21 protein-coding genes are annotated in these 25,137 nt (G+C 71.0%); 12 read left to right on the forward strand and 9 right to left on the reverse strand.

All coding sequences use genetic code 11. The annotated features are described in order from the left end of the window. Positions 1-68 precede the first annotated feature (68 nt). From AB0917_RS05950 to AB0917_RS05965, 4 genes are all read right to left on the reverse strand, one after another. On the reverse strand, positions 69-290 hold the full coding sequence (locus AB0917_RS05950; protein WP_128845193.1) for a DUF6458 family protein: 222 nt from the start codon (positions 288-290) through the stop codon (positions 69-71). 112 nt (positions 291-402) lie between these two features. Continuing rightward, on the reverse strand, positions 403-1,698 hold the full coding sequence (locus AB0917_RS05955; RefSeq protein WP_366818235.1) for a M18 family aminopeptidase: 1,296 nt from the start codon (positions 1,696-1,698) through the stop codon (positions 403-405). A 66-nt stretch (positions 1,699-1,764) separates the two neighbouring features. Then, on the reverse strand, positions 1,765-2,391 hold the full coding sequence (locus AB0917_RS05960; protein ID WP_366818236.1) for a Uma2 family endonuclease: 627 nt from the start codon (positions 2,389-2,391) through the stop codon (positions 1,765-1,767). Between the two features lie 112 nt (positions 2,392-2,503). Further along, positions 2,504-4,330 (reverse strand): acyl-CoA dehydrogenase, encoded by a 1,827-nt coding sequence (locus AB0917_RS05965; RefSeq protein ID WP_366818237.1) that lies wholly within the window; start codon positions 4,328-4,330, stop codon positions 2,504-2,506. A gap of 167 nt (positions 4,331-4,497) precedes the next feature. On the opposite strand from AB0917_RS05965, the gene AB0917_RS05970 reads away from it, so the two are divergent. The 3 genes from AB0917_RS05970 to AB0917_RS05980 all read left to right on the forward strand — a co-directional run bounded on the left by AB0917_RS05970 (position 4,498) and on the right by AB0917_RS05980 (position 7,459). Further along, positions 4,498-4,956 carry an SseB family protein gene (locus AB0917_RS05970; RefSeq protein ID WP_015609740.1) on the forward strand — a complete coding sequence of 153 codons (459 nt, stop codon included), beginning with the start codon at positions 4,498-4,500 and terminating at the stop codon, positions 4,954-4,956. Positions 4,957-5,145: 189 nt separating this feature from the next. Further along, entirely contained in the window at positions 5,146-6,102 is a 957-nt protein-coding gene (locus AB0917_RS05975) for a pirin family protein (RefSeq protein ID WP_366818238.1), read from the forward strand. 259 nt (positions 6,103-6,361) lie between these two features. Next, positions 6,362-7,459, forward strand: coding sequence for an AI-2E family transporter (locus tag AB0917_RS05980; protein WP_366818239.1), 1,098 nt, complete (start codon positions 6,362-6,364; stop codon positions 7,457-7,459). Positions 7,460-7,675: 216 nt separating this feature from the next. Here the strand turns inward: AB0917_RS05980 and AB0917_RS05985 are convergent, their stop codons facing one another. Further along, positions 7,676-9,838: a SpoIIE family protein phosphatase gene (locus AB0917_RS05985; RefSeq protein WP_366818240.1), complete on the reverse strand. Its 2,163-nt coding sequence runs from the start codon at positions 9,836-9,838 to the stop codon at positions 7,676-7,678. A gap of 164 nt (positions 9,839-10,002) precedes the next feature. Here AB0917_RS05985 and aspS point away from each other — a divergent pair, with 164 nt between their 5' ends. The 3 genes from aspS to AB0917_RS06000 all read left to right on the forward strand — a co-directional run bounded on the left by aspS (position 10,003) and on the right by AB0917_RS06000 (position 13,565). Beyond that, positions 10,003-11,802, forward strand: coding sequence for an aspartate--tRNA ligase (gene aspS, locus AB0917_RS05990; protein ID WP_366818241.1), 1,800 nt, complete (start codon positions 10,003-10,005; stop codon positions 11,800-11,802). 245 nt (positions 11,803-12,047) lie between these two features. Further along, positions 12,048-12,887 carry a L,D-transpeptidase family protein gene (locus AB0917_RS05995; protein WP_366818242.1) on the forward strand — a complete coding sequence of 280 codons (840 nt, stop codon included), beginning with the start codon at positions 12,048-12,050 and terminating at the stop codon, positions 12,885-12,887. A gap of 120 nt (positions 12,888-13,007) precedes the next feature. Next, positions 13,008-13,565 carry a Uma2 family endonuclease gene (locus AB0917_RS06000; RefSeq protein WP_366818259.1) on the forward strand — a complete coding sequence of 186 codons (558 nt, stop codon included), beginning with the start codon at positions 13,008-13,010 and terminating at the stop codon, positions 13,563-13,565. A gap of 73 nt (positions 13,566-13,638) precedes the next feature. On the opposite strand, the gene metG is transcribed toward AB0917_RS06000, so the two are convergent. Continuing rightward, the gene (metG, locus tag AB0917_RS06005) at positions 13,639-15,252 is read right to left on the reverse strand and encodes a methionine--tRNA ligase (protein WP_366818243.1); all 1,614 of its coding nucleotides are present in this window, start codon (positions 15,250-15,252) and stop codon (positions 13,639-13,641) included. A 182-nt stretch (positions 15,253-15,434) separates the two neighbouring features. Between metG and AB0917_RS06010 the strand changes: the two genes are divergently transcribed. After that, a complete protein-coding gene (locus AB0917_RS06010; RefSeq protein ID WP_026237833.1) occupies positions 15,435-16,088 on the forward strand; it encodes a response regulator transcription factor in 654 nt (217 codons plus the stop codon). After that, positions 16,085-17,377, forward strand: a complete 1,293-nt coding sequence (locus AB0917_RS06015) for a HAMP domain-containing sensor histidine kinase (protein WP_366818244.1) — start codon at positions 16,085-16,087, stop codon at positions 17,375-17,377. Before AB0917_RS06010 ends, AB0917_RS06015 begins: the two co-directional genes overlap by 4 nt. On the opposite strand, the gene AB0917_RS06020 is transcribed toward AB0917_RS06015, so the two are convergent. After that, positions 17,311-19,095: a VWA domain-containing protein gene (locus AB0917_RS06020; protein ID WP_366818245.1), complete on the reverse strand. Its 1,785-nt coding sequence runs from the start codon at positions 19,093-19,095 to the stop codon at positions 17,311-17,313. The genes AB0917_RS06015 and AB0917_RS06020 overlap by 67 nt on opposite strands. A gap of 293 nt (positions 19,096-19,388) precedes the next feature. Here AB0917_RS06020 and AB0917_RS06025 point away from each other — a divergent pair, with 293 nt between their 5' ends. Further along, the gene (locus tag AB0917_RS06025) at positions 19,389-21,458 is read left to right on the forward strand and encodes a PhoX family protein (protein ID WP_366818247.1); all 2,070 of its coding nucleotides are present in this window, start codon (positions 19,389-19,391) and stop codon (positions 21,456-21,458) included. Positions 21,459-21,718: 260 nt separating this feature from the next. On the opposite strand, the gene AB0917_RS06030 is transcribed toward AB0917_RS06025, so the two are convergent. Next, the gene (locus AB0917_RS06030) at positions 21,719-22,132 is read right to left on the reverse strand and encodes a hypothetical protein (RefSeq protein ID WP_366818249.1); all 414 of its coding nucleotides are present in this window, start codon (positions 22,130-22,132) and stop codon (positions 21,719-21,721) included. Positions 22,133-22,549: 417 nt separating this feature from the next. On the opposite strand from AB0917_RS06030, the gene AB0917_RS06035 reads away from it, so the two are divergent. After that, positions 22,550-22,969, forward strand: coding sequence for a hypothetical protein (locus AB0917_RS06035; protein ID WP_366818250.1), 420 nt, complete (start codon positions 22,550-22,552; stop codon positions 22,967-22,969). Between the two features lie 55 nt (positions 22,970-23,024). Continuing rightward, positions 23,025-23,426, forward strand: coding sequence for a S4 domain-containing protein (locus AB0917_RS06040; RefSeq protein ID WP_366818251.1), 402 nt, complete (start codon positions 23,025-23,027; stop codon positions 23,424-23,426). Between the two features lie 119 nt (positions 23,427-23,545). Here AB0917_RS06040 and AB0917_RS06045 read toward each other — a convergent pair whose 3' ends face one another. Further along, positions 23,546-24,445 (reverse strand): hypothetical protein, encoded by a 900-nt coding sequence (locus tag AB0917_RS06045; protein ID WP_366818252.1) that lies wholly within the window; start codon positions 24,443-24,445, stop codon positions 23,546-23,548. A gap of 129 nt (positions 24,446-24,574) precedes the next feature. On the opposite strand from AB0917_RS06045, the gene AB0917_RS06050 reads away from it, so the two are divergent. After that, on the forward strand, positions 24,575-24,982 hold the full coding sequence (locus AB0917_RS06050; protein WP_366818253.1) for a hypothetical protein: 408 nt from the start codon (positions 24,575-24,577) through the stop codon (positions 24,980-24,982). The last annotated feature ends 155 nt before the right edge of the window (positions 24,983-25,137 follow it).

Consider the following 25,137-nt stretch of genomic DNA (forward strand, 5'->3'; position numbering starts at 1 on the left):
GTCGGCGCCGGTTGTCGGCCGTTTCACGCCCTGAGCCGCCGCCCCGGCCGCCGGGCCGGGGCCGGGGGTCACCGGTAGCGCTGCTCGTCGTCCTGGACGACCGTGGTGGTGGGCGGCATGATCATGCGGCGACGGCGCGCGATGCTCATGTAGACGAAGACCCCGATGAGGCCGACGAGCATCATGATCCAGCCGACCAGGTCGACATTGACGGTGTCCACCTTCCAGTCGGTGGCGAACGCCAGGATCGCGCCACCACCGATCAGGAGAATGCATCCTCCGAGTCCCATGAATTCCGCCTCCTCGACGATCCGGCGAATCCGGACCGATGTAGGGGTCGGGTACCCGGCCCGGAAACAACCATGTGCGGGAGGGGAGTTGGGCGGGGTGAGCGGGCGTGTGTCAGTCCGTCAGGAACGCCGTGAGCGCGTTGGCCAGCAGATACGGGTCGTCCGCGCCGCACAGTTCCCGTGCGCTGTGCATGGAGAGGATCGCGACCCCGATGTCCACGGTCCGGATGCCGTGCCGGGCGGCGGTGATGGGCCCGATCGTCGTGCCGCAGGGCATCGAGTTGTTGGAGACGAAGGTCTGCCACGGCACGCCCGCCTTCTCGCAGGCGGCGGCGAACACCGCGCGGCCGCTGCCGTCGGTGGCGTACCGCATGTTGACGTTGACCTTCAGGATCGGCCCGCCGTTGGCGACCGGGTGGTGCGTGGGGTCGTGCCGCTCGGCGTAGTTGGGGTGGACGGCGTGGCCGGTGTCGGAGGAGAGGCAGACCGTGCCGGCGAAGGCGCGGGCGCGGTCCTCGTACGTACCGCCCCGGGCGAAGACCGAGCGCTCCAGGACCGTGCCCAGGAGCGGCCCGTCGGCCCCGGTGTCGGACTGCGAGCCGTTCTCCTCGTGGTCGAAGGCGGCCAGTACGGGGATGTACGGAAGCTCATCGTCCGGCTGTCCGGCGACGGCGGCCAGGGCGGCGGTCGCGGCGTGCACGGAGAGGAGGTTGTCCATCCGTGGCCCGGCGACCAGCTCGCGGTCCCGGCCCAGGTAGGACGGCGCTTCGACGGGGTGCGGCATGAGGTCCCAGCCGGTGACGTCCTCGGCGTCGACGCCCGCCTCCTCGGCGACGAAGCGGATCAGGTCGCCCTCCGCCACCTCCCCGAGCCCCCAGATCGGCTGCATGTGGCGCTGCCGGTCGAGCTTGAGGCCGTCGTTGGCCGACCGGTCCAGGTGCACGGCCAGCTGGGGCACCCGCAGCAGCGCCCGGTCGATGTTGACCAGCCGGTCGGTGCCGTCCCGCAGCGAGATCCGGCCGGCGAGCCCCAGGTCCCGGTCGAGCCAGGTGTTCAGCAGGGTGCCGCCGTAGACCTCGACGGCGATCTGGCGCCAGCCGTGGGACTCGGTGTCGGGCAGCGGCTTGACCCGCAGGTTCGGGGAGTCGGTGTGGGCGCCGACGATCCGGAACGGGGTGTGTGCGGTCGCGCCCTCCGGGACGTACCAGGCGATGATCGCTCCGCCACGCAGCACGTACTTCCCGCCGGCGCTCCCGTCCCAGGCGGCGGTCTCCTCGACCTGACGGAATCCGGCCACCTCCAGCCGGGCGGCCGCGTTGGCCACGGCGTGGTACGGGGACGGGCTCGCCGCCAGGAAGGACATCAGATCATCGGTGTGCGCACGGTCGAACCGGTGGCGAGAACTCATGGTCGTCACTGTATCGAGGGGCCCGAGTCCGGAATCCGGTGACCGCCGAGGTGGCGCCGGAGACCTCTACAACTCGTCGATCGCGGTCAGGTCGATGTCGATGTCGTACGGGGCGGAGAGCTTGAGGCGGTCGTGGTGGACGCCGGTGGAGACGTACGTCTTGTTGACCGGGTCCAGTTCGTAGGTGATGACCATGGGGCGGTCCCTCTCGCCGGTCATCTCGACGAGCCAGAAGTGCTTGATGCCCGCCGCCGCGTATTTGTGGGGCTTGGTGTCCCGGTCGCGGTCCTCGGAGTCGGGTGAGACGACCTCCACGGCGAGGAGGACGTCGGCGGCCTGGTAGCGGGTGGTGCGCTGGTCGCCGTCGGCGGCGGCAGTCACGACGAGCAGGTCGGGCTCCGGGGCGTTGCGCTTGCTGAGCACGACGGCCATCTCGCGACGCACGCGGAGGCCCCTCGGGACATGCTGCCGCAGCCCTTGCTCCAGCAAGTACATGGCCAGCGTGTGGAACTTCCGCTGCGGACTCACGAAAACCAGGCTCCCGTCGATCAGCTCTGTGTGCGGCGGGAGGTCGTCAAGCGTGAACAAATCGTCCACGGTGTAGCCGTCCGGTGGCGGGACCGGCCACCCGGGGTTGGAGCGCCGCCCCTGCGACGCTTCGGACTGTGCCTCGGCGGTCATGGTTCCTCCCATGGATGGGATCCTGGGCCATTCACTCAGCGTACCCAGCTGATACGACAGTGCCGCCACCCGAACGAATTCCGGGTGGCGGCACTGGTTGACGTACGCAGCGGTCGGGCGAGACCTAGAACGCGGCCTCGTCCAGCTCCATCAGGGAGTTGTCGACGTTCTCGGCGAGCGCGCGCTCGGCCGAGACGCCCGGCAGGATGTTCGCGGCGAAGAACTTCGCGGCGGCGATCTTGCCCTGGTAGAAGGCGACGTCCTTGGCGGAGGCGGTCGGCAGCTTCTCGGCCGCCACGGCCGCGCCCTTGAGGAGCAGGTAGCCGACGACGACGTCGCCGGAGGCCATCAGCAGGCGGGTCGTGTTGAGGCCCACCTTGTAGATGTTCTTGACGTCCTCGCCGGTGGCGGTGAGGTCGGTGATCATCGTGCCGACGATCGCCTCCAGGTCCACGGCCGCCTTGGCGAGCGAGTCCAGCGCGGGGGCCAGCTCCTCGTTGCCCTGGGCGCCCGCGAGGAACTTCTTGATCTCCTCGGAGAGCGTGTTGAGCGAGACACCCTGGTCGCGGACGATCTTCCGGAAGAAGAAGTCCTGGCCCTGGATCGCCGTGGTGCCCTCGTAGAGGGTGTCGATCTTGGCGTCCCGGATGTACTGCTCGACCGGGTACTCCTGGAGGTAGCCCGAGCCGCCGAACGTCTGGAGCGACTGCGCCAGCTGCTCGTAGGACTTCTCGGAGCCGTACCCCTTCACGATCGGCAGCAGCAGGTCGTTGAGGCCGTTGAGCGCCTTGGCGTCCTCGCCCGCGGCCTCCTTCTCCTGGATCGCGTCCTGGACGGTGGCCGTGTACAGCACGAGGGAGCGCATGCCCTCGGCGTACGCCTTCTGCGTCATGAGCGAGCGGCGCACGTCGGGGTGGTGCGTGATGGTGACCTTGGGCGCCGTCTTGTCCATGAACTGCGACAGGTCCGTGCCCTGGACGCGCTCCTTGGCGTACTCCAGCGCGTTCAGATAGCCCGTGGAGAGGGTGGCGATGGCCTTCGTGCCGACCATCATGCGGGCGAACTCGATGATGCGGAACATCTGGCGGATGCCGTCGTGCTTGTCGCCGATCAGCCAGCCCTTGGCGGGGTGGCGGTCGCCGAAGGTCATCTCGCAGGTGTTGGAGGCCTTGAGGCCCATCTTGTGCTCGACGTTCGTCGCGTACACGCCGTTGCGCTCGCCCAGCTCGCCGGTGGTCCAGTCGAAGTGGTGCTTCGGGACCAGGAAGAGCGAGAGGCCCTTGGTGCCGGGGCCGGCGCCCTCGGGGCGCGCCAGGACGTAGTGGAGGATGTTCTCGGACATGTCGTGCTCGCCCGAGGTGATGAAGCGCTTCACACCCTCGATGTGCCAGGAGCCGTCCTCCTGCCGCACGGCCTTCGTCCGCCCGGCGCCGACGTCGGAGCCGGCGTCCGGCTCGGTCAGCACCATCGTCGAGCCCCACTGCTTCTCGACGGCGATCTCCGCGACCTTCTTCTGCTCCTCGGTGCCCTCCTCGAAGAGGATGCCCGCGAAGGCGGGGCCGGAGGAGTACATCCACACGGCCGGGTTCGCCCCGAGCAGCAGCTCCGCGTAGCCCCAGATCAGGGAGCGGGGCGAGGTGGTGCCGCCGATCTCCTCGGGCAGGCCCAGGCGCCAGTACTCGGAGTCCATGAAGGACTGGTACGACTTCTTGAAGCTCTCCGGGACCGGCGCGGTGTTGGTCTCCGGGTCGAAGACCGGCGGGTTGCGGTCGGCGTCGGCGAAGGAGTCGGCGAGCTCGGTCTCCGCGAGGCGGGCGATCTCTTCCAGGATGCTCTTCGCGGTGTCGACGTCCATCTCCGCGAACGGACCGGTGCCGTACAGCTTGTCGCGCCCGAGGACCTCGAAGAGGTTGAACTCGATGTCGCGGAGATTCGACTTGTAGTGCCCCATGGGAAGGCTCCGTAATCAATAGCAGTGGCGCGCAGCGCCCCGGGGAGTGATGCGGGTCGGGCGACAGGCCGGCGTGGGTGTATCAGCTGACCTCTACGATGATGCTACCCGCCAGTAATAAGGCGCAACCCCTCAAGCCGTAGATGTGTCCGATTACTCTTTGCAGCATGTACGGCTACGACCAGAACCCTGGTGCTCAGCAGCAGATGGGTCAGATGGGCCAGATGGGCGGCGGCTACGGCGAGCAGCCGCTGTATCCCGAGCCCTCCCCGCCCTCCCTGGCCGACGCGGTACGGGCCTTCACCACCGGCTCCCTCTCCGCCGAGGACTTCCAGCAGATCTTCGCCACGTCGAAGGTCTACTGCCCGCGCGGCGACAACCCCGGCTTCCTGGCGCTGCACAACACGCAGCAGCCCGTGATCCCGATGTTCACCACGCTCAAGGAGCTGCGGCTCTACGCGGGCAAGGAGTCCAAATACTTCGTGATCACCGGCGCCGAGGTGATCGACCTGCTGCCCACGGGGTACGGCTTCGTCCTGGACATGGAGGGCGACCACCGGATGGTCTTCGACGCCAAGGCGGTCGAGCAGATGGTCGACTTCGCGATGCGTCGTATGTACGGGTAGGTGTCCAGCCTCACCGTGGGTCGCTGACCTGCGGATTCATCGTTCGGGCGAGGGCTCGCGCCAAGAGTGGCGCGGGCCCTTCGTGCTGCCGGGAGTGCCGCGAGGGTGCGGCGGGAATGGTGCGCGCCTTGCAGGATGTTCATCATTCAACTAAATTCGTCGCAGAAGACTCGCCCGGAGGTGGCTCCCATGCCCGCAGTGACCGTCGACAACCCGCTGACCCTGCCCAAGGTGGCCGCTTCGGGTGACGCCGTGGCCCGCCCCGTGCTCGCCGTCACCACGGCGCCGAGCGGATTCGAGGGCGAGGGCTTCCCCGTCCGCCGCGCCTTCGCGGGGATCAACTACCAGCACCTCGACCCGTTCATCATGATGGACCAGATGGGTGAGGTGGAGTACGCCGCGGGCGAGCCGAAGGGCACCCCCTGGCACCCGCACCGCGGCTTCGAGACCGTCACGTACCTGATCGACGGGACCTTCATCCACCAGGACTCCAACGGTGGCGGCGGCACCATCGAGAACGGCGACACCCAGTGGATGACCGCCGGGTCGGGGCTGCTGCACATCGAGGCGCCGCCGGAGTCGCTCGTCATGTCCGGCGGGCTCTTCCACGGCCTCCAGCTCTGGGTGAACCTCCCCAAGGCCGACAAGATGATGAACCCGCGCTACCAGGACATCCGCGGCGGCGAGGTGCAGCTCCTGGCCTCCCCGGACGGCGGCGCGCTGCTGCGGGTCATCGCCGGTGAGCTCGACGGACACGAGGGGCCGGGCATCACCCACACCCCGATCACGATGATCCACGCCACCGTCCGGCCCGGCGCCGAGGTGACGCTGCCCTGGCGCGAGGACTTCAACGGCCTCGCGTACGTCATGGCCGGGCGCGGCACGGTCGGCCAGGAGCGCCGCCCGATCCGCCTCGGGCAGACCGCGGTGTTCGGCAGCGGCGGTTCGCTGACCGTCCGCGCGGACGAGAAGCAGGACGGCAACACCCCGGACCTGGAGATCGTCCTCCTCGGCGGCCGCCCGATACGCGAGCCGATGGCGCACTACGGACCGTTCGTGATGAACAGTCAGGCCGAGCTGAAGCAGGCCTTCGAGGACTTCCAGGCCGGCCGCCTCGGGACGGTTCCGGCGGTCCACGGCATGTGACGGCTGGGTGGCGGTGGTGGGCGGTCAGGGCATGTGACGGCTGGGTGGCGGTGCTGGGCGTCCAGGGCATGTGACGGCCTCTTCGCCGTCCGTACGGGGCCGGTGGGTCCGCACCTGTACGGGGCCGGTGGGTCCGTACCCGTACGGGGGCCGTGGGCCCGTGCCCGTGCGTCGTCGCCGAGCGCGGCGTGTGACGCTCCGTCACCCGTACGGTGGCGGCGAGCGGGCCCGTCCACGCGCACCGTGATCGGGTGGGAGGGTGCCTGCTTCCAAGCCCCTCCTGCCCGACGGCGCCCGCCGCGTGGCCGCCTGGTGCGGTGTCGTCCTGCTGGTGGCGGGGGTCGCCGCCGTCGCGATCTGGCTGGCCGTCGCCCTGAGGACAGCGGTCACGCCGGTCCTGCTCGCCCTCCTGGGCACCGCGCTGCTCGGCCCCGTACACCGCCGGCTCGTCGCCCGCCGGCTCAACCGGTCGCTGGCCGCAGGGCTGACCTGCGCGGCGCTCGTCGCGGTGGTGGGCGGGGCCGGGTACATCGTGGTCACCGCCCTCGTCGACAGCGGCGACCAGATCGTCCGCTCGCTGAAGGACGCCGGACAGTGGGTCATCGACCACCTGGAGATCGGCGCCGACACCGACGTCGACAGCCTCGCCGACAACGCCAGGAACCTGGTCGACAAGTTCGGCGCGAGCGCAGCGGGGGGCCTGCTGAGCGGCATCAGCCTGGTCGGCACGCTGGTGGCGACGAGTGTGCTGGCGCTCCTGCTGACCTTCTTCTTCCTCCGCGACTCCGACCGGGCGGTGGACCTCGCGCACGCGGTGGCCCCGCGTGGCACCGGTGATCTGGTGGAGGCGATGGGGCGCCGGGCGTTCGAGGCCGTCGAGGGCTTCATGCGCGGCACCACGTTCATCGCGCTGATCGACGCCGTGTGCATCACGGTGGGGCTGCTGATCCTGGACGTGCCGGGGGCGGTTGGGCTGGGCGCCCTGGTCTTCGTCGGCGCCTACATCCCGTACCTCGGGGCCTTCATCTCCGGCGCCGTCGCCGTACTGGTCGCGCTGGCCGACCGGGGGATCGTGATCGCGTTGTGGGCGCTGGGGGTGGTCCTCGCGGTCCAGGTGCTGGAGGGGCATGTGCTCCAGCCGGTGATCCAGAGCCGTACGGTGCAGATGCATCCCGCGGTGATCATGATCGCGCTCACGGCGGGAGCGAGCGTGGCCGGGCTGCTGGGCATGCTGCTCGCCGTCCCGATGTGCGCGGCGGCCTTCGGCGTGCTGAGCGAGGTGCGCAAGGGGTACGGGTCGCCTGCGGGGCCGCCGTCCGGCTCGTCCGGCGCCTCTTCCGGGCCGTCCGGAGCCTGAGGACGGGGCGGTTGAGGGGGGACCTTCCGGTCTTACGGAGAGACCTCTCGGTCTTATGGGGAGGCGCCCGGCCTTACAGGGAGGCCCCGCGTCCTTATAGGGAGTCCTGCGCGGTGTTACGGGGAGGCCTCGCGTCCTTATAGGGGAGTCCTGCGGTGTTACGGGAGGCCTCGCGGCAGATCAGGCCATCAGGCCCAGGGCCCGTCCCGGAGCCCTTCAGAGCGCCCCCAGCTCCCCCAACCCTCCCAACTCCTCCAGCTCCCCCAACTCGCCCAACTCGCCCGGCTCCGTCGACTCGTACAGCTCGAACCAGATCGACTTCCCCTCCCCCCGCGGGTCCACCCCCCACGCGTCCGCCAGCATCTCCATCAGCACCAGCCCCCGCCCGCTGGACGCCATCTCCCCCGGCCGCCGCTTGTGCGGCAGCTCGTCGCTCGCGTCGGCCACCTCCACGCGCAGCCGCCGCTCCCCCCGCTCCCCGGAGACCTCCGCCACCATCAGCGCGTCGCCGTCCGTGTGGACCAGCACGTTGGTGGCCATCTCCGAGACCATCAGGACCGCCGAGTCGACCTGCTCGGGGTCCTTCCAGTCGTGCAGCAGCTCCCGTACGAGCTGCCGGCCCACCGAGATCCGCTCGGGCTCGGCCTGGGCGATGGTCAGAACGCTGCGGCGGGCCGGCGCCTCGGGCGCCCGCGCGCTCTCCCGCCGCAGCACCACCACCGCGATGTCGTCCTCGCGGCGGTCCGCGAGCGGCCCGGTCCTGTAGTGCGAGGTCGGCCCGTGCACGGTCCGGACCAGGGCGTCGGCCATCTCCTCCAGATCCTCGGTGGGCTCCTCCAGGACCGGGCGCAGCCGGGTCCAGCCGGTGGCCATGTCGTGGCCGCCGGTCTCGATGAGGCCGTCCGTGCACAGCATGATCGTTTCGCCGGGCTCCAGGACCACCCGGGTGGTGGGGTAGTCGGAGTCCGTCTCGATGCCCAGCGGCAGCCCGCCCGCCGTCTGCCGGATCACCGCGGTGCCGTCGGCGCTCACCACCACCGGGTCCGGGTGGCCCGCGCGGGCGATGTCCAGGGTCCCGGTCTCCGGGTCCACCTCCGCGTACAGGCAGGTCGCGAAGCGCGGCGCGGAGGGCTCGTCGTCGCCCGTCACACCCTCGTACGCGTCGGTCAGCCCGGAGAGGAAGCGCGAGGCCCGGGAGAGCACGGCGTCCGGGCGGTGCCCCTCGGAGGCGTACGCGCGCAGGGCGATGCGGAGCTGGCCCATCAGCCCGGCGGCCCGTACGTCATGGCCCTGGACGTCGCCGATGACCAGGGCGAACCGGCCGTTGGGCAGCGGGATCATGTCGTACCAGTCGCCGCCCACCTGGAGCCCGCCGCCGGTCGGTACGTACCGTGCCGCCACCGTCATGCCGGGGATGTCCGGCCCCAGCGTCGGCATCATCGAGCGCTGGAGCCCGAGCGACAGCTCCCGTTCGGTCTCCGCGACCCCGGCACGGGCCAGTGCCTGGGCGAGCATCCGGGCCACCGTCGAGAGCACCGCGCGCTCGTCGGGCGAGAACCCCACCGGATGCTGGAACGCGGCCATCCACGCGCCCATCGTGCGGCCCGAGGAGACCAGCGGCAGGTACGCCCAGGACTGCCGCCCGAAGCGCCGGGCGAGCGGCCAGGTGGCGGGGTAGCGGCGGCGGTACTCGTCGGGGGAGGGGAGGTAGATCGCGCGGCCGGTGCGGACGACCTCGGCGGCCGGGTAGTCGGTCTCCAGGGGCATGTCGGTGAAGGGCTCCTCGTCCCCCGCACTGTGCCCGTGGTGGCCGATGACCGTCAGCCGCCCCCCGGCGGAGCCGAAGACCGCGAGCCCGTCCGGGGAGAACCCGGGCATGGAGAGCGACGCGGCGACCCGCAGCACCTCCTCCGTGGACCGGGCCTCCGCCAGCGCCCGCCCGGCGTCCAGCAGGAACGCCTCCCGGGACCGGCGCCACTCCCCGGTGATCGGCGTGTGGGGGCCGGACGAGCCCAGCTGGGGTTCGGCCACCTCCTGGAGGGTGCCGATGAGCACGTAGGCCGAGGAGGTCCGGTCCTCCGGGAGGATCGGCTTGGACCGGCTGCGTACGGTACGCAGCACCTCCCCCCGCTCGTCCACGATCCGCAGCCGCGCCTCGGCCAGGGTGCCCTCGGCGACGGCCAGGTTCACGACCCCGTAGATCTCGTTCCAGTCGACCGGGTGGAAACGGGAGCGCACCGCCGCCTCCCGGAAGCTGCCGGGCTCGGCGGGCAGGCCGAGCAGCCGGGCCGCCTCCGCGTCGAGAGTGACCGTGCCGGCTGCGTTGTCCCAGCGCCACAGGCCGGTCGCGATCGCGGCCAGGACTTCCTCGGTGCGCATTGCCCCACTTTAGGAAGATGTGCTCTCCGCACGCCACCGAGGGGGCGCCGACTGCCGACCTTCGGCGGGAGCGGGCGGAGAAAGGGAAATGAAGAGGCCCGGCCCCGGGCGGTAGCCTGGGGTGGCTCCATCCACCCCCAACCGCGAAGACTGGATGAACGACGATGCATCGGTACAGGTCCCACACCTGCGGCGAGCTCCGCGCCTCTGACGTCGGCACCGACGTCCGGCTGAGCGGCTGGCTGCACAATCGCCGAGACCTGGGTGGCATCCTCTTCATCGATCTGCGCGACCACTACGGTCTGGTGCAGCTCGTCGCCCGTCCCGGTACGCCCGGCAACGACGCCCTGGCGAAGCTGACCAAGGAGACCGTCGTCCGGATCGACGGCAAGGTCTCCGCGCGTGGGGCCGACAACGTCAACCCGGAGCTGCCGACCGGTGAGATCGAGATCGAGGTCACCGAGGTCGAGGTGCTCGGCGAGGCCGGACCGCTGCCCTTCACGATCAACGCCGAGGACGGCGTCAACGAGGAGCGGCGTCTGGAGTACCGCTTCCTCGACCTGCGCCGCGAGCGTATGCACCGCAACATCCTGCTGCGCTCGGCCGTGATCGCCTCCATCCGCTCCAAGATGGTGGCCCTCGGCTTCAACGAGATGGCGACCCCGATCCTCACCGCGACCTCCCCCGAGGGCGCCCGTGACTTCGTCGTCCCGTCCCGGCTGAACCCCGGCAAGTTCTACGCGCTGCCGCAGGCGCCGCAGCAGTTCAAGCAGCTGCTGATGATCTCGGGCTTCGACCGCTACTTCCAGATCGCGCCCTGCTTCCGCGACGAGGACGCCCGTGCGGACCGCTCGCCGGGCGAGTTCTACCAGCTCGACGTCGAGATGTCCTTCGTCGAGCAGGAGGACGTCTTCCAGCCGATCGAGAAGCTGATGACCGAGCTCTTCACCGAGTTCGGCAAGGGCCGCGAGGTCACCTCGCCGTTCCCGCGCATCCCGTTCCGCGAGTCGATGCTGAAGTACGGCAACGACAAGCCGGACCTGCGCGCCAAGCTGGAGCTCGTCGACATCTCGGACGTCTTCGCCGACTCCGGGTTCAAGGCGTTCGCCGGCAAGCACGTCCGCGCGCTGCCCGTCCCGGACACCGCCGGCCAGTCCCGCAAGTTCTTCGACGGCCTCGGTGAGTACGCCGTCGAGCAGGGCGCCAAGGGCCTGGCCTGGGTGCGCGTGGGCGAGGACGGCACGCTGGCCGGTCCGATCGCCAAGTTCCTCACCGAGACCGACGTCAAGACGCTCACCGAGCGCCTCTCGCTGGTCCCGGGCCACGCCGTCTTCTTCGGCGCGGGTGAGTTCGACGAGGTCTCCAAGATCATGTCGGCCGTCCGGGTCGAGGCCGCCAAGCGCGCCGGCCACTTCGAGGAGGGCGTCTTCCGGTTCTGCTGGATCGTCGACTTCCCGATGTACGAGAAGGACGAGGAGACCGGCAAGATCGACTTCTCGCACAACCCCTTCTCGATGCCCCAGGGCGGCCTGGCCGACCTGGAGGAGAAGGACCCGCTCGACATCCTGGCCTGGCAGTACGACATCGTCTGCAACGGCATCGAGCTGTCCTCGGGCGCCATCCGTAACCACGAGCCCGAGCTGATGCTCAAGGCCTTCGAGATCGCCGGTTACGACCGCGAGACCGTCGAGCACGAGTTCGCGGGCATGCTCCGCGCGTTCCGCCTCGGCGCCCCGCCGCACGGTGGCATCGCCCCGGGCGTCGACCGCATCGTGATGCTGCTCGCGGACGAGCCCAACATCCGCGAGACGATCGCCTTCCCGCTCAACGGCAACGCCCAGGACCTGATGATGGGCGCCCCGACCGAGCTGGACGAGTCCCGGCTGCGCGAGCTGAACATCCAGCTCCGCAAGCCGGTCGCCGCGAAGGGCGCGGGCGCGTCGGAGAAGCCCGCCGACAAGTAGGGCCTCAGGCAGGCGCCCCAGCTCCACGTGGACGTTTCACGTGAAACAGCCCCCGATCACCCGGTCGGGGGCTGTTGCGTTCCCAGGGGCGTGCGGGTCCCGGCGGCCGGGCGACGCCGTACAGCCGGATGGCCCCGGTTCGGGTTCGGCTGCGCCGGGCCCGGCAAAGACTGGCACCGAGACACCCCTCTCGTGCCCCGTGCCTCCCGCCGCACCGTTCGCCGCCACCCGAGGAGCCCGCCACCGTGTCCGTCCCGCTCCGCCTGCCCGCCCTGCTCACCGCCCCGCTCCTCGCCCTGGCCCTGCTGCTCACCGGCTGCACGTCCTCCCCCACCTCCGGGGCCGCTCCCGCCACCGCCCCCGTCGGGGCCCCGGGGCAGGGCGCGGCGGGCCCGGAGTCCGACTCCGCGTCCGTACTGCGCTCATCCCCCGGCTCATCCCCCGGCTCGTCACCGGGCTCGTCCCCCGGCGCGGAGCCGGCGCCGAGCCCCGCGGCGATCCCGGGTCTCGGGCCGCGGACCCGGGCGGAGATCCCCGAGGAGGCCCGGCAGGCGTTCGTCGTCACCGGGGAGGGCGAGGACGCCAACCGGTCCAGCGCGGTGCTGTACAGCCGCGAGGACCCGGCCGAGGGGTGGACGGCGGTGGCGGGCCCGTGGGACGCCCACAACGGCATGGAGGGGTGGACCGACCACCACGTGGCGGGCGACCTGAGGTCCCCCAAGGGCGTCTACACGCTCACCGACGCGGGCGGCCGGCTCCCCGACCCGGGCGCGTCGCTCCCGTACGACGAGCACCCCCGGTTCGCGGTGGACGGCGAGGGGTTCTTCGGGGAGCCCCTGGAAGGCTCCTTCGACTACGTCGTCGCGATCAACTACAACCGCACGGAGGGCGTCACTCCCCTGGACCGCACCCGCCCCCTGGGCCAAGAACGCGGCGGCGGCATCTGGATCCACGTGGACCACGGCGGCCCCACCCAGGGCTGCGTCTCCATCCCGGAGGACCGCATGGAGGAGCTGCTGCGCACCCTGGACCCGGCGATGAACCCGGTGATCGTGATGGGGGACGCGGAGACGCTGGGGCGGTGAGCCACTTGGGAGTACGGGCGGGAGGCCTTGGCCGTACGCTGGCGACGTTTCCCGGTGGCCCGGTGGCCCGGTGATCCTGCACAGGAGGAGGCCGTTGTGAGCGTGACCGAGCGCCGCGTCATGACACAGGACGTCTTCGAGGATCTGGCCCGTCAGGCCATGCGGGTCGAGGAGGCGCCGTGGTTGGAGTTCGTGCACGGGAAGCTGGGGACGAAGGCGGCGCCGGACGGGAATCGCGGGCGGATCATCGCTTGGCTGACGCGCCTGTGCCTGCAGGCCGATCCGAACCGGTGGCTCTACGCCTACCAGGGGCTGCGGATCGAGATCAACCGGAAAGGCAACGCCCGCCCCGACGGCTGCTTCGCCCGTAGCGACGCCTTCGCAGGCCAAGGTGAATGGGCCGGCCCCGACAGCGTCCTCATGGTCGTCGAGGTCACCTCGTACGACGAGGACACCGACCGCCGCGACCGCGTCGAGAAGCCCCGCGCGTACGCCGAGACCGGCATCCCCGTCTACCTGCTGATCGACCGGGACACCTGCGAGGTCAAGGTTCACTCGCAGCCCGACGGTGTGCGCTACGAGCAGGTTGTCACCGTGCCGTACGGCAAGACCGTCACCCTCCCCGACCCGGTCGGGATCGAGCTGGACACCGAGCCGCTCACGAACTGGGTGCGCTGACCCGACGCCGTACGCACAGGAGCCCGGGACCACGAGCGGTGGTCCCGGGCTCCTGACGTGCGTACGGCGGTGGTTACGCCGGCTTCTCCTCCAGGCGCGGGAACAGCACCGCGCCCTTCGTCACCGTCGCGCCGGCGGGCAGCGTGCCCCAGACGCCCGCGTCCTGGACCTTCTGGTCGGCCAGTGCGCCCAGGGACTCCTCGGCGCCCAGGGACTCCCACAGCTGCTGCGAGGTCTGAGGCATCACGGCGTTGAGCAGGACCGCGACCCCGCGCAGCGCCTCGGCGGCCGTGTACAGGATGGTCGCCAGGCGGGCCTGGCCCTCCGGGGTGGTGTCCTTGGCCACCTTCCACGGCTCCTGCTCCGTGATGTAGCCGTTGACCTGCTTCACGAAGTCGAAGATCGCCAGGATGCCGGACTGGAAGTCCAGCTCCTCGCCGATCTTCTGATCGGCGGTCGCGACGGCCTTCGCCAGGCCCTCCCGCACGGCCCGCTCGGCGTCACCGGCGGCCGTGGCCTCCGGCAGCGCTCCGCCGAAGTACTTGCCGACCATGGCGGCCACGCGCGAGGCGAGGTTGCCGTAGTCGTTGGCCAGCTCGGAGGTGTAGCGGGCGGTGAAGTCCTCCCAGGAGAACGAGCCGTCGCTGCCGTACGCGATGGCCCGCAGGAAGTACCAGCGGTACGCGTCCACGCCGAAGTGCGAGGTCAGGTCCTGCGGCTTGATGCCGGTCAGGTTCGACTTGGACATCTTCTCGCCGCCGACCATCAGCCAGCCGTTGGCGACGACCTTGCCGGGGAGCGGCAGGCCCTGCGCCATCAGCATCGCGGGCCAGATCACCGAGTGGAAGCGGAGGATGTCCTTGCCGATCAGGTGCACGTTCGCCGGGAACGTACCGTCGAACTTCTCCTGGTTGGCGCCGTAGCCCACGGCCGTCGCGTAGTTGAGCAGCGCGTCGATCCACACGTAGATGACGTGCTTGTCGTCCCACGGCACCGGGACGCCCCAGTCGAACGTCGAGCGCGAGATCGACAGGTCCTGGAGACCCTGCTCGACGAAGTTCACGACCTCGTTGCGGGCCGACTCGGGCTGGATGAAGCCGGGGTTGGCCGCGTAGAACTCCAGCAGCTTCGGGCCGTACTCGCTGAGCTTGAAGAAGTAGTTCTCCTCCTTGAGGAGCTCCACCGGCTTCTTGTGGATCGGGCAGAGCTTCTGTCCGGCGAACTCGCCCTCGCCGTCGATCAGATCGCCGGGGAGCTTGTACTCCTCGCAACCCACGCAGTACGGGCCTTCGTACCCGCCCTTGTAGATCTCGCCCTTGTCGTACAGGTCCTGCACGAACTCCTGCACACGGTCGGTGTGCCGCTTCTCCGTGGTCCGGATGAAGTCGTCGTTCGCGATGTTCAGATGCTCCCAGAGGGGCTTCCACGCCTCCTCGACGAGCTTGTCGCACCAAGCCTGCGGAGTGACGTCGTTCGCCTCGGCCGTGCGCATGATCTTCTGACCGTGCTCGTCCGTGCCGGTGAGGTACCACACCTTCTCGCCGCGCTGGCGGTGCCAGCGCGTGAGCACGTCGCCTGCGACGGTCGTGTAGGCGTGGCCCAGGTGAGGAGCGTCGTTGACGTAGTAGATGGGGGTCGAGACGTAGTACGCCGTCGCCCCCTGCTTCTCGGATCCAGTGGCCGCCATGGTCGAAATCCTAACGGCCCGTTCAAGATCCACTCACATCGTTAAACGGGGGCGTGCACGCGGGCGGAGCGTTGTCCTCCGGTGGAGAGCTTTGCGAAACATCCCCTCCCGTAATGGTTCCCGTAGGAAAGTCGCATCCTGGGAGGGAGCGGACAAGCGTGCACGAGGCAGGGGACATCACCATGCGGGTACTGGTCGCCGAGGACGAGGAGATCCTCGCGGAACTGGTCGCGACCGGGCTGCGCCGGGCCGGCTTCGCGGTCGACACCGTCTACAGCGGGGACGCGGCCCTCGCCTACCTCGGGCTGCACGACTACGACGTCGTTGTGCTCGACCGCGACCTCCCCCGCGTCCACGGCGACGACGTGGCCCGGCGGCTCGTCGCCTCCGGCTCCCGTACGCGGATCCTGATGCTCACCGCCTCCGGCACCATGGAGGACCGCGTCGCCGGGCTCGACCTCGGAGCCGACGATTACGTCAGCAAACCGTTCGAGTTCCCCGAGCTGGTCTCCCGGGTCCGCGCCCTACGCCGGCGCAGCGCCAGACCCGTGCCGCCCCAGCTGGAACGGCACGGCATCCGGCTCGACACCGTACGGCGCTCCGCCCTCCGCGACGGCCGGGAGCTGGACCTCTCGCCCAAGGAGTTCACCGTCCTCCAGCTCCTCCTGGAGGCGGACGGCGGCACGGTCAGCGCCGAGGAGCTGCTCGAGCGGGCCTGGGACGCCAACGCCGACCCGTTCACCGGTGCCGTACGCGTCTGCATGAGCAAACTCCGCGCCAAGCTCGGTGAGCCCGCGCTGATCCGTACCGTCCAGGGCGTCGGGTACGCCCTGTGAAGCGGCCACCCCGGCTGCGGCGGCTGGTGGACGCGGCGAAGCTGCCGCACTCCACGATCCGTACCCGCATCGCCCTCGTGTACGGCGGTGTCTTCCTGGTCCTCGGCACCGCCCTGCTCGCCACCGTCAACGTGGCCTCCCGCGCCGGTACGGACTCCGAGGCGCGCGCCATCGCCTCCTCCGCCGTCGTCGTTCCGCCCGGGTACATCGTCAACGGCCCGTTCGTCGCCCAGAGCTCGGTCGGCGGGCCCACCGTCCACGAACTGACGGACCACGTCAGCGACGCGGCGAGCAAACAGCACATGTACTGGTCGTTCGCCGCGCTCCTGGTGATGACGGCGGGCGCGGTCGGGGTGGGCTGGTGGATCGCGGGCCGGGTGCTGCGGCCCGTGCACGCGATGACGGCGAAGGCGCGCAGCCTCTCGGAGCGGACGCTGCACGAGCGGATCGCCTCCAGCGGCCCCGACGACGAGCTGAAGGAGCTGGGCGAGACGCTGGACGCGCTGCTGGCCCGGCTGGAGAGGGCGTTCGACAGCCAGCGCCGGTTCATCGCGAACGCCTCGCACGAGCTGCGGACCCCGCTCGCCACGCAGCGCGCGGCGATCCAGGTCGGGCTGGACGACCCGACGCCCGAGGATCTCGTCCGCACCCGGCAGACGCTCCTGGACATCAACCGGCGCAGCGAGCGGCTCATCGAGGGGCTGCTCGTGCTGGCCCGCAGCGAACGGGGGCTGGTCGCCGACGAGCGTGAGGACGTCCGGTTCGACCGGGTGGTCAGGGAGGAGGCGGCCCGGCACCCGGGCGGGAGGGGGCAGGCGGCCCGGCGCCCGGAGGCGCGGGGGGAGGAGAAGCGGCGACCGGAGGTGACCGTCGAGGTGGCGGCCTGCTCGGTGCGCGGCAACCGGCTGCTGCTGTCCCAGCTGGTGTCGAACCTGCTGGCCAACGCGTTGACGTACAACGTGCCGGGCGGTTCGGTGGACGTCTCGCTGGCGGGGGACGGTGCTCTGGTGGTGCGCAACACCGGCCCGGTGGTCTCCGAGGCCGACATCGCGGGGTTCTTCGAGCCGTTCCGGCGGGGCGAGGGGCGCGACCGGATGGGCCCGGGGTCGGGCCTCGGGCTGTCGATCGTGCGGTCCATCGCGGTGGCCCACGGCGGCACGGTCACGGCGGTACCGGGCCCGGAGGGCGGCGGTCTCGCCGTGACCGTACGGCTGCCGGTCGGTCAGCCCTCGGTACGGGCCTCGCGCGCCGCGATCCAGGCCGGCAGTCCGGCGAGGATCTCCCGGTAGAGCTCGGCGTCCGCGATCTCGCGCGGGGCCGGGCCCGCGTGGAAGAAGGCGGCGTTGGGGGCGTCCAGCTTCCGCAGGAAGTCGAAGCCCTTCGCGTCCTGCTCGCCGAACGCGACGAACTGGAAGAACAGCGGCAGGCGCGCCGCGTCCGCCAGCGCCTGGCGGGCGAGCTGCCTGGCGTCCGGCGGGCCGTCCGTCTGGAAGATCACCAGAGCCGGTCCGGCGTCCTGCGCCTGCTCGTGGTGGGCCACGATCTCCTCGACCGCGCGGTGGTAGTTCGTCCGGCCCAGGCGCCCCAGACCGGCGTTCAGCTCGTCGACGCGGCCCTCGTGGGCGGCCAGCTCGATCGTCCCGGTGCCGTCGATGTCGGTCGAGAAGAAGACGACGGACACGGTGGCGTCGGCGTCCAGGTGGGCGGCGAGCGCCACGGTGCGGTCGCCCAGGTGCTGGGCGCTGCCGTCCTTGTAGAACGGCCGCATCGAGCCCGAGCGGTCGAGCACCAGGTAGACGCGGGCGCGCAGCCCGGTCAGCCCGTGCGCCTTGAGCGCCGCCTGCGCCGCCTTGTACGGGGCGACGAGCTGGGGCGCGCGCGAGGTGACGCGGGCGAGGGGGGTGGCGGGCTTGGCTGCGGGGGCCTTGGAGGGCTCGGTGACCGCGGTGGCCTCGGCGGGCGCGGTGGCCTCGGCGGGGGCTGAGGCCACCGGGGCGGCCTCCTCCGGGGTGGGGGCTGCTTCCGTCTCCGGCTCCGGCTGAGCTGCTTCGGGCTCGGCCTGTGCCGCTACGGGGGCGGGCTCGGGCTCGGGGGTGGGCTCGGCCTTGGAGGCTGCGGCCGGCTCCGCTTCCGGCTCGGGCGCCGGCGTCGGCGCCTCGGCCGGCTCCGGGGCGAGATCGAGGTCGAGGTCGATCGTGATCGGCTTCGGCTCGGCGGCCGGAGCCGGAGCGGGCTCCTCGGCCTTGACGGGCTCGGCGGCCTTCACCGCTTCCGCGGCGGGCTCCTCCACCTTGACCGGCTCGGCGTCGGTCTCTTCCGTCTTCACCGGCTCGGCGGCGGCCTCCGCGACCGCTTCCGTCTTCGGCTCCGCGACCGGCTCGGTAACAGGCTCCGTGACGGTCTCCGCAACCGTCTCCGCCTTCGGCTCGACGACCGGCTCGGCGGCGGGCTCTTCAACCTCGGCCGGCTCGACGACCGGCTCGGCAACGGCCTCAGCGACCGGCTCGGTCTTCGGCTCTGTGACGGTCTCCGCGACCGGCTCGACGACCGGCTCGGCAACGGTCTCCGCGACCGACGCAGCCTCCGGCTTCGCAACGGTCTCCGCGACCGGCTCCGCGTCCGGGCCCGAGCCCTGCGCGGGGACGGTCGGCGCGGACGTCGTCGGGGCGGCGGCCTTGTCGAAGGCGGCGGCCACCAGGTCCGCCGCATCGGCGTCGCCGCCGGTCGCCTTCGCGACGGGCGAAGCGGGGGTCGGGATCGACGCCTTCGGCACCGACGTCTTCGCGTCCGCCACCTTCGCGTCCGCCACCTCCGGCTCGGACGCCTTCGGCTCGGAGGTCTCCGTCTCCGGTGCCTCCGGCTCCGATGTGGACCCGGCCGCCGAAGTGGTCTTCGGCTCCGGCTCCGTGGACTGGGTGCGCTCGGCCTGGGGCGGGACGGTGGCCGTGGTCGGCTCGTCCTGCTCCGTGCGGCCGAACACCTTACGCAGCAAGCTCCGAATGCCCATGAGCGAGGCCTTTCGCATGAGTTGGGTGCGGGGAATGTCCGACCTGGGTGATTTCGTCCCTGGCCAGGACGGATACGTAAGGTTAGCGGCCGGATCCGGCCGTTCGCCGGTCCGGCCCACCCCTGCGTCAACCGAGCCGAAACCGATCCCGGACCGAGTCCGGGCCCGTGTTCGCGGACGGCTCCAAAGGAACACCGGTGGCCCGGACTTCACCGGCCGTTCACCGGGAGTCCCTCGGACCGGGTGGGGGCGCACCTACCGTCACGCACGACACACCGACGGAGGGAATCCACGTGCGTAATCTGCTGCCGCTCCTCAGCTCCCACCCGGGCGGGCGTTCCGCGCTGACCTGCCGGTACCGCTGCGGGGACGCCTGCTTCAAGGAGACCCCGAACACCAGCGACAACGAGTACGCGGGCGACATCATCGCCCGCGCCGTCTCGCGCCGCTCGATGATGCGCGCGGCCGCCGTCGTGACGGTCGCCGCCGCGGCCGGGACGGCCGCGCTGACCGGCCCGGGAGCCCCGCAGGCGGAGGCCGTCGCGCTCGCCGGGCACGGCCACAAACCGGGCCCGCCCCACAAACCCGCCCCGTCCGGCGCCCGGGGCCTGCGGTTTTCGCCGGTCGCGCCCAACAGGAACGACAAGGTCACCGTCCCCGACGGGTACAGCCAGAACGTGGTGATCCGCTGGGGAGAGCCGATCCTGCGCGGGGCGCCCGCCTTCAACCCGGACAGGCAGTCCGCCAAGGCGCAGGCGGGCCAGTTCGGTTACAACAACGACTTCCTCTCCCTCCTCCCGCTCCCCGGTGAGCGCGGCCGTCAGGTCCTGGTCGCCAACCACGAGTACACGGACGAGAACCTCATGTTCCGCGGCTACGATCCGGCCAACCCCACGCGCGAGCAGGTGGAGATCGCCTGGGCCGCGCACGGACTCTCCGTGGTCGTCGTCCAGGAGGAGAACCGCACCGGGAAGCTGGGCCCGGTCAACCGCCACCCGCTGAACCGCCGGCTCACCGCGACGAGTGAGTTCCGGGTCACCGGACCGGCCGCGGGCAGCCCCCTGCTGCGTACGTCCGCCGACCGCACCGGCCGCAAGGTGCTCGGCACCCTCAACAACTGTGCGGGCGGCACGACTCCGTGGGGGACCACGCTGCACGGCGAGGAGAACTTCAACCAGTACTTCGCCAACGGCAACACCGACATGCACAAGCGGTACGGGATCGGCACCGGCGCCACCGAGCGCAAGTGGGAGCGGTACGACCGGCGGTTCGACCTGGCGAAGGAGCCGAACGAGGCCAACCGCTTCGGCTGGGTCGTCGAACTCGACCCGTACGACCCGGACTCCACCCCGCGCAAGCGGACCGCGCTGGGCCGGTTCAAGCACGAGGCGGCCGAGCCCCGGCTGACCTCGGACGGGCGACCGGTCGTCTACATGGGCGACGACGAGAAGTTCGACTACCTCTACAAGTTCGTCTCCAGCAAGCGGATGAAGAAGGGCAACTCGCGCTCCGCGCGCGAGCACAACCTGACGCTGCTGGACGAGGGCACGCTGTACGTCGCGAAGCTGACCGGCGACTCACCGGCCGCCGAGATCGACGGCACCGGAAAGCTGCCCACCGACGGCGAGTTCGACGGCAGCGGCGTCTGGATCCCGCTGGCCACCGGCACCACCTCGCACGTGCCGGGCATGACCGCCGACGAGGTGTACGTCTACACGCGGCTGGCCGGTGACAAGGTCGGCGCCACCAAGATGGACCGGCCCGAGGACGTCGAGCCCTCGCCGCGCACCGGCCGGGTCTACGTGGCGCTCACCAACAACTCCGACCGGGGCAAGGAGGGCAAGGCCCCGGCGGACGAGGCCAACCCGCGCAACGGCAACAAGCACGGGCAGATCCTGGAGCTCGCGGAGAACTGGGACGACCCGGCGGGCGACGGGTTCGCCTGGCGGCTCTTCCTCGTCGCGGGCGACCCGGACGACCCGTCGACGTACTTCGCCGGCTTCCCCAAGGACCGCGTCAGCCCCATCTCCTGCCCGGACAACGTGGCGTTCGACGCCCACGGCAACCTGTGGATCTCCACGGACGGCAACGCGCTCGGCACGCACGACGGGCTGTTCGGCGTGGCGACCCAGGGCGACCGGCGCGGCGAACTGAAGCAGTTCCTCACGGTCCCGACCGGGGCCGAGACCTGTGGCCCGGTCATCCAGGACCGCCGCGTCCTGGTCGCCGTCCAGCACCCGGGCGAGGTCGACGGCGCCTCGGTGGAGAGGCCGGCGAGCACCTGGCCCGACGGCCCCGGCAAGATCGTCCGCCCCTCCGTCGTCGCGGTCTGGCGCAAGGACGGACGCGACATCGGGGTGTGACGCCCGTGGCCTTACCCATGGGTCCGCCCTCCCTGCGGGGCCACTTCCCCCGCAGGGACGATCGTTCATCAGGCCTGTGCCCATCCGGTGCGGGCCTGATGTGCATCCCTCAAAAGCGACTTCGAGCTGGCCGTCGGCAGCGATCTGTCTGGGCTCGTCGGCAGGCTGGACGCCGCGCTGCCCAAGCAGGGCCTCACCGCCCTGATGGAGCAGGCCAACCGCACATCGGGCTGGGAGGACGCCTGCGGCGAGACCTCCATCTACGGCACCGATCTGGCGGTCAACCACCGGGTCTGCTGGGCGGGCGACGACCTCGCGTCCAGCGAGTGGGTCCCGCAGGCCGTCACCGGTGTCTCCGACGCCCAGGAGGACGAGGACTGGGGCTCGTCGAACTCCGAGCCGATCGCGGTGGCCTCGTACGACGCGAAGAACCCGGGGCGCAGCGACCAGGCGTCGGGCCGCGACAACTGTGTCCAGCCCTCCGTCTCCGACGCCTGCAACGAGAAGGGCGTCCGGGTCAGCTTCTTCAACCAGGCGACCCAGAAGTACCGCCACGTACTGCTGGTCTGGCCGTACGTGAACTCCAGGAGCAACATCTCCTTCGACGCGCTCCACGCGAGCGAAGGAAAGTGCACCGGCACGGTGACCCCCTCCTGCAAGGCACAGAACGGCATCCACGCGGGCGGCATGGTCTGGTACGGCAACTATCTGTACGTCGCCGACACCGCCAACGGCATGCGGGTCTTCGATCTCCGCAAGATCATGGACCTCAACCCGGACAACGACGCCGACCGGAACGACCCGACACCGGACGGCCTGGAGAGCGACGTCACGGACAAGAAGCGGATCGGGCGGCAGAGCAACGTCTGGTACTCCTTCGGCTACCGGTACGTCATGCCGCAGGTCGCCACCTTGAAATTCACCACGGCGAAGAACGGCGGTGACTCCTCCGGGAACCCGTGCTATGCCACCGGCCGCCCCAAGGCGTCGTTCCTCTCCCTGGACCGGACGGGCACCGACCACCTGATCCTGGGCGAGACTGAAACAAGAACAACGGCGGCAGCAGCAACGGACGCGTCGGTACGTATCCGATGGCCGCGCTCACCGCCGCCGTCGAAGGCAAACCGGGCACCGTCGCCTCCGCGGACAGCGCCTTCGGTCTGCCGACCGGCGGCACGTTCGACAACGAGACGCTGTGGCACAAGATCCAGGCAGCCCTGCGCTACGAGGGGAAGTGGTACTTCCACCGCTCCAACGCCTACAGCAACGGCCGGCTGCTCCAGGCCACCCCGGCGACGGTCGGCGGGACCACCCAGCTCGTCGGGAACGAGAAGATCCTCCAGTCGTCGTACGGGCCCGAGGACCTCTCCCTGGCCCACGGGCGCGGCGACGGCTTCGCTCCGCAGCTGTGGTCGCTCAGCGAGCACGCCCCCAGCTCCTCCTGCCCCGGGTGCAAGCGCGAGCTGTACAGCTACAACATGAGCGAGGTGATCGGCGACTTCGGTCCCTGACCGCAGGCCGGTAAAGGGCGACGCCCCGCGCGGCCACCCGACTAGAGTCGGACCCATGGTTTCCGGTGACGCACCGCAGGCGGAAGGCAGCGTCCGGGTCGACGTGTGGGTCTGGTCGGTCCGGCTGACGAAGACCCGTGCCCAGGCGGCCGCCGCCTGCCGGGCCGGGCATGTGAAGGTCGGCGGCGAGCGGGCCAAGCCGGCCCAGGCCGTCCGGGTCGGCGACGAGGTACGGCTCCGGCACGCGGGGCGGGACCGGGTGGTCGTCGTCTCGAAGATCGTGAAGAAGCGGGTCGGTCCGCCGGTGGCCGCCGAGTGCTTCGTCGACAACAGCCCGCCCCCGCCGCCGCGCGAGCTCGCGATCCAGGTTCCGGTACGGGACCGGGGCGCGGGCCGTCCGACCAAGCGCGACCGCAGGGAGATGGAGCGCCTCCAGGGGCGCCCGCCGGAACTGTGAGCCGAGCGGCGGTCCCTCGTGCGGGTTCTGTCCCGTCGTTTCACGTGAAACGCCAGTACGGGTGTTTCACGTGAAACACGGGGACGGGCGCTTCACCTGGAACACGGGGGCGGGGCGCTTCACGTGGAGCGGCGGCGTCCCAGCAGCACCCGGGCCGCCACCGCCCCCACCAGCAGGACCGCGCCGACCACCAGCACCACCCACACCGTGGTCCGCAGCGAGGCGGTCAGGGCGTCGACCACCGCGGCCGCCGCGTCCCGGTCGCTGCCCGGCACCTCGTCCAGCGCCTGGCTCCGGCCGACCGCCACCAGGATCCGCAGCACGATCGCCCCGAGCACGAACCCGGCGCCGACCGCCGCCGTCGCGGTCAGCCCGGCCCGGACCCCGCCCCGTACGGTCGCGATGCCCACCACCAGGACGAGGAGGACCAGCGTGGCGATGGCCGGCCAGATGCTGCAGTAGCGCAGCCAGTGGAACGAATCCCTGAGGGTGTCCGCCCGGTCCGCGCCGATCACCGTGATCTCCGTCCGCTGGACGGGGATCTGCTCAGCGAACGGCACCCCCTGACGCACCAGATCCTGTTTGACCTGCTCGATCACCGGCCCCAGATCGATGGTGACCGCCTCGCCGCTGTCGCCGTCCAGGGCGGCGGTCACGGCCTCGTGGGCGGTCCGGTTCGCGGTGTCCCAGGCGGTGCGGAAGGCCTCGGTGGCGGTGAAGGAGCGCACGGTCTCGTGCAGGAAGTCACGGACGGTCTCCTGGAGCGGACCGAGGTCGATCTGCCGCATGGCCTCGTCGGTGATCAGGTCCGTGACGGTGCCCTGCACCGCCGGGTCGGAGGAGAGCGGGGAGACGGCGGCGACGTACCGGTCGGTGTCGTCGATCTCCAGGTCCGCCCAGGCGGAGAGCGCGCTGAACGGCACCAGGGCGGCGAGCAGGACGATCAGGACGGCAGCGAGGGCCGCTGAGGCCGCTGAGAGGGCCGAGGTCGCCGAGGCCGTCGGGGGAGAGGTCCGCACACCTCCAGGGAATCGCGTACGGGGCCGGACCGCTCCGGGCCGTACGCCGTTCGAGTTGCCGGGCCGCGCGGGCGGGTGTGCCCTGGAGGAGCGGGGGCGCGCGACGGGGCAAGGGAAGGAGCTGTCGCCATGGCCACACACGCAGTCATGCCCGGCCGGAAGGGGGCCCGCGCGCACGCACGGCCCCGCCGCCACACTCCGCTCGCCTGGGCACTGCCTCTCGTGCTCGGCGTCATCTACGGGTTCTACGCCGCGTTCATCCGCCGCGACGGCGGCCCCAGCACCGGCGGGCAGGTCGTCCTGGGCCTGGCCTCCGGTGCGGCCCTGGCGGTCCTCTGCTTGGCGCTGGGCCGGATCCAGCGGTCGCTGCCGCACGGGCTGCGGGCGCTCGCGTACGGCTCGCTGACCGCCTGCGCGATCGGCTTCCTGGTGAGCCTCACGGACACCAGCGTGCTGCGGTCGACCGTGCTGGGCCTGGCGGTCGGTGTGGGCGTCTTCCTGGCCACCTTCTACTTCTTCTACTCCCGGGAGCCCTGACCGCCGGGACCGGCCGCACGGTCCGGCCGCCAGGACCCTTCCAGCCGTGGAGTCTTGGCGAGCTTTGCCGCCTTCGGCGAGGCGATGAACGACCCACGCATGGCCGCTGCCCTGGGCGACCACCTGGCGCACACCCTGGCGACCCTGGCCAACAT

The sequence above is a fragment of the Streptomyces sp. NPDC007346 genome (assembly GCF_040703535.1).
Taxonomy (GTDB): domain Bacteria; phylum Actinomycetota; class Actinomycetes; order Streptomycetales; family Streptomycetaceae; genus Streptomyces.

Coding starts and splice junctions, on each gene's coding strand:
- AB0917_RS05975 (WP_366818238.1), top strand. CDS start 5,146: ATGCCCGCAGTGACCGTCGACAACCCGCTGACCCTGCCCAAGGTGGCC.
- AB0917_RS06030 (WP_366818249.1), bottom strand. CDS start 22,132: ATGCCGTTCTGTGCCTTGCAGGAGGGGGTCACCGTGCCGGTGCACTTT.
- AB0917_RS05950 (WP_128845193.1), bottom strand. CDS start 290: ATGGGACTCGGAGGATGCATTCTCCTGATCGGTGGTGGCGCGATCCTG.
- AB0917_RS05970 (WP_015609740.1), top strand. CDS start 4,498: ATGTACGGCTACGACCAGAACCCTGGTGCTCAGCAGCAGATGGGTCAG.
- AB0917_RS05985 (WP_366818240.1), bottom strand. CDS start 9,838: ATGCGCACCGAGGAAGTCCTGGCCGCGATCGCGACCGGCCTGTGGCGC.
- AB0917_RS05960 (WP_366818236.1), bottom strand. CDS start 2,391: ATGGGAGGAACCATGACCGCCGAGGCACAGTCCGAAGCGTCGCAGGGG.
- aspS (WP_366818241.1), top strand. CDS start 10,003: ATGCATCGGTACAGGTCCCACACCTGCGGCGAGCTCCGCGCCTCTGAC.
- metG (WP_366818243.1), bottom strand. CDS start 15,252: ATGGCGGCCACTGGATCCGAGAAGCAGGGGGCGACGGCGTACTACGTC.
- AB0917_RS05955 (WP_366818235.1), bottom strand. CDS start 1,698: ATGAGTTCTCGCCACCGGTTCGACCGTGCGCACACCGATGATCTGATG.
- AB0917_RS06050 (WP_366818253.1), top strand. CDS start 24,575: ATGGCCACACACGCAGTCATGCCCGGCCGGAAGGGGGCCCGCGCGCAC.
- AB0917_RS06010 (WP_026237833.1), top strand. CDS start 15,435: ATGCGGGTACTGGTCGCCGAGGACGAGGAGATCCTCGCGGAACTGGTC.
- AB0917_RS05965 (WP_366818237.1), bottom strand. CDS start 4,330: ATGGGGCACTACAAGTCGAATCTCCGCGACATCGAGTTCAACCTCTTC.
- AB0917_RS06040 (WP_366818251.1), top strand. CDS start 23,025: ATGGTTTCCGGTGACGCACCGCAGGCGGAAGGCAGCGTCCGGGTCGAC.
- AB0917_RS06035 (WP_366818250.1), top strand. CDS start 22,550: ATGGCCGCGCTCACCGCCGCCGTCGAAGGCAAACCGGGCACCGTCGCC.
- AB0917_RS06020 (WP_366818245.1), bottom strand. CDS start 19,095: ATGGGCATTCGGAGCTTGCTGCGTAAGGTGTTCGGCCGCACGGAGCAG.
- AB0917_RS06000 (WP_366818259.1), top strand. CDS start 13,008: ATGACACAGGACGTCTTCGAGGATCTGGCCCGTCAGGCCATGCGGGTC.